This is a genomic window from Aeromonas sp. R10-2, from assembly GCF_040908445.1.
Classification (GTDB): Bacteria; Pseudomonadota; Gammaproteobacteria; order Enterobacterales; family Aeromonadaceae; genus Aeromonas; species Aeromonas veronii.
Window position 1 is genome coordinate 1 of record NZ_JBFODS010000001.1, and the last position, 3,029, is coordinate 3,029.

Sequence of the window (3,029 nt, forward strand, 5' to 3'; positions counted from 1 at the left end):
ACGACCCCAACAGAATTAAGTGATCTGTAGTGCAACTCATTAAGAGTTGATTCGCTCAATGAGCCCAGCAGTTGAACTTCAACCTGTAAAATCCTGCGTGTGTGTTTAATAAACGCTTGGGTGTGCCAACCCCTAGATCAAACTTGGAGTGAAAGATGTACGGTGAATTTGAATCTGATTACCCTGAAGACGAGGACAACATGTTTGAGGATGTGCTGCCCGAGTTTGGTGAGGAAGATCCAGACTGGGACGACACTGGACGTGCTATTGATGCTGATCCTTACGAGGAGATATGATTGGCCTACATCATCAAGTAGTAGACTCCCTGAAGCAATGGGCTGCGGGGTTTACCACTGTAACTGAGGTTGACCTGATACGCCCGTGTTGCCCAAATCGATGCGGCTTGGTGGAACTAACTGAGGAGGCGGTGATCTGATCACCACCATCCCCTTCAAGTCAGCATTCATGGGCAAGGCGCTTCATCCCATCACCAACTGGCCTCAATACAACAGGTCTCTGATTAACCGTGGCTCACTCACCTTCTGAGTTGATACCGATGCCATGAACAACTGGCTCCACCACGACCATCACGAGTACGTTACAGTAGTAACGCATCTAGGATGCAATCCCATCACGCTAAAACGGCGGTTCTGCATTTTTGGTTTCGCTTGTTGATTCTGGCCACTCTGCAGTTTCTTTAAAGCTAATCGAATTTACCACGCCATTGCGATTACTTGAATATGACTCAACGACTAACAAACCAGACCTTACATCCTGCCAAACTTTGGTTCCGTTAAAGGAAAAATCATTATCACTTGCATTGGAATGGTTTTCCTTTGAGAAAAGCAATGTCCACCGAGGTGATTCTATAAATTTTTTACTAAGCAGCAAACCTTGCTTTATTGTATTTTCCTTAGGATTTCTGTTAGTGGCGAAGTGAATGTATTTCAAATGCATTACCTTTCCATTTTGGCTTCCCAGGTTCCATTGCTTGTATTTCCGGTCACAGAATAAAACACCTGACTAACATAGCCGTTAGGATGCTCATTTATGAAAACAATAAGGCAGTAAATTAGGTCGTTTCCAATCATCCGCCTTGATATGGAACCATTATATTGGCCAGAGCGTCCCTGCTTCTGAAGCTCCAGACCAAAGTAATTGCACACAAGCATCTTCCTATTTTCAGTATCTACCTTGAAGGGCATCTCCCCGGATGGAAGAGGAATACTGGCATTTGCATGGTTTATGGAGAGGATTAAAGCCAACAAAGCAAGTCTTATACCTTTAAACATCTAATACCTCAAAAATAATTAACTTTTTTAAAGAAAAATAAACACTAAAATTTATAAAAATTAAAGCTGAGACTAGCTGATTTTAAAGTTAATAATATCGCAATTTGCGAAAAACCACACCGTTAGCCATCTGGTTGTGTGACACAAAAAACATAACGACAATCCCAGCTCACGCTCCAACTCGTGCTTCCGCCCCTGCGTGACCTCTTTCGCCTGCTCCTCTACTCGGCCAGCGCCTTGCTCAAGTTCGCCAGCCCCCAAACTGGTGAACGGCCCCCGGTTTGGGGGTGCGCATAACGCCTTTTATGTTCAAGAGCTCCTGATCTGTCTCGGGGCACCCATGAAGCCCGTGGCATCCACCTCGAACCGGCAGACCCCGATCTGCTGCAGGTAGAGAACCAGGGTATCGAGCTTGCGAAAAACTCTGAGCTGCTTGCTGCGCTGGGCGGCCAGGGCACGTTCGGCTAGACCGTAGCGCACCAGCAGCGTCCAGCCGCCAGGTTGGCCAACTGCGATCACGACACGAACAGCACCGGCCGCCACCAGTTGTACCAGGGTGGGATGGGTAATGGTTTCCATGGGGGAGATTCCGAGACAAGGGATAGTGCGGCGCAGGATGGGAGATAACGCCTAGCAAAACAAGTCATCTTGCAGGATGACCAGCAGCAAAAAGGGCGTCCGATTTAACGTAACGCCCCCTTATACGCAGTCAGCATCCGCTCTCTGTGGCAGAATGACTGCTTTATTGGCATCTATCTAGAGGTCTTATGTGGTTCAACAGCAAACTTAAAAAAGAGAATCAACAGCTCAGGGAGGTCTTGCAGCTCAAGGAGCAGCAACATCAGGCCAAGTTAACTGAACTGCTGGCCACTATCGGGGAGTATGAACACATGCAACGTAGCAGCCGGGAACGAAACGAACTCTTCAATCAGGTGCTCACCTGCCAGAACCAGGGGGGCGAGATGTTGCAGAGTGTGCGGGAGGCGCTAGCGGGCAGCGCCGAGCACCTGATGGCGGAGAATAGAACGCTTTCTGAGCTGGATCAGCTGTTTGCCCAGACCCGTGATGCCATCATCCGCCTCTCCGGGCGAGCCCATGCCATCACGGATGAAGCAGCCCGTAGCCTGAAGGCCGTCCATCAGCTTGATGTCAGTACATCGGCCATCAATCAGTTCGTAGCTGCTATCCAGGGTATCTCTGATCAGACCAACTTGCTGGCACTTAATGCCGCCATTGAAGCGGCCAGAGCCGGTGAAGCTGGACGAGGGTTTGCCGTGGTGGCAGATGAGGTGCGACAGCTGGCGAGCAAGGCCCACGAGGCCAGCGGCCAGATTGAAGTGCTGGTCAGGCAGATAGTGGCTCAGGCGCAGGAGATTAAGCTGATCATTGACGATAACCAGGCCAGCGCAGCTGAAGTTGCGGCATCCTCCTCACAGATCGAGGTGGTCGTGACCCAGGTGTTGACGCAATCTGGCCGGATGCAGCAGGTGATACACGGTGCAGCAACTACCTCTTTCCTCAATACCACCAAGCTGGATCACGCTGTTTGGAAGAACACCATCTATCGGCTTATTGAACAGCAGCACTTTCACGAGCCGGTCAGTGACCATCGGCAGTGCAGGTTGGGTAAGTGGTATGTCGAGGGACAAGGAGCCGAGCTATTCTCCCACAAGCCGGCTTTTCGTGAACTAGATGGGCCGCACAAGCAGGTACACGAGAGTGGCAAGGCAGCTCTAC

General features: G+C 50.1%; 5 protein-coding genes. 2 read left to right on the forward strand and 3 right to left on the reverse strand.

Annotated elements, in window-relative coordinates; all coding sequences use genetic code 11:
* Nucleotides 1-155: 155 nt before the first annotated feature.
* Nucleotides 156-296 (forward strand): hypothetical protein, encoded by a 141-nt coding sequence (locus AB5Y97_RS00005; RefSeq protein WP_201873147.1) that lies wholly within the window; start codon nucleotides 156-158, stop codon nucleotides 294-296.
* A gap of 340 nt (nucleotides 297-636) precedes the next feature.
* On the opposite strand, the gene AB5Y97_RS00010 is transcribed toward AB5Y97_RS00005, so the two are convergent.
* From AB5Y97_RS00010 to AB5Y97_RS00020, 3 genes are all read right to left on the reverse strand, one after another.
* Nucleotides 637-957: a hypothetical protein gene (locus tag AB5Y97_RS00010; RefSeq protein WP_290072186.1), complete on the reverse strand. Its 321-nt coding sequence runs from the start codon at nucleotides 955-957 to the stop codon at nucleotides 637-639.
* A complete protein-coding gene (locus AB5Y97_RS00015; RefSeq protein ID WP_201873153.1) occupies nucleotides 957-1,292 on the reverse strand; it encodes a hypothetical protein in 336 nt (111 codons plus the stop codon). Before AB5Y97_RS00015 ends, AB5Y97_RS00010 begins: the two co-directional genes overlap by 1 nt.
* Before the next feature lie 309 nt (nucleotides 1,293-1,601).
* Nucleotides 1,602-1,871: a hypothetical protein gene (locus tag AB5Y97_RS00020; protein ID WP_039062313.1), complete on the reverse strand. Its 270-nt coding sequence runs from the start codon at nucleotides 1,869-1,871 to the stop codon at nucleotides 1,602-1,604.
* Between the two features lie 188 nt (nucleotides 1,872-2,059).
* On the opposite strand from AB5Y97_RS00020, the gene AB5Y97_RS00025 reads away from it, so the two are divergent.
* Nucleotides 2,060-3,029: methyl-accepting chemotaxis protein (locus AB5Y97_RS00025; RefSeq protein ID WP_368156992.1), on the forward strand; the 970-nt coding region annotated here is incomplete at its 3' end.

Coding starts and splice junctions, on each gene's coding strand:
- AB5Y97_RS00010 (WP_290072186.1), bottom strand. CDS start 957: ATGCATTTGAAATACATTCACTTCGCCACTAACAGAAATCCTAAGGAA.
- AB5Y97_RS00020 (WP_039062313.1), bottom strand. CDS start 1,871: ATGGAAACCATTACCCATCCCACCCTGGTACAACTGGTGGCGGCCGGT.
- AB5Y97_RS00015 (WP_201873153.1), bottom strand. CDS start 1,292: ATGTTTAAAGGTATAAGACTTGCTTTGTTGGCTTTAATCCTCTCCATA.
- AB5Y97_RS00005 (WP_201873147.1), top strand. CDS start 156: ATGTACGGTGAATTTGAATCTGATTACCCTGAAGACGAGGACAACATG.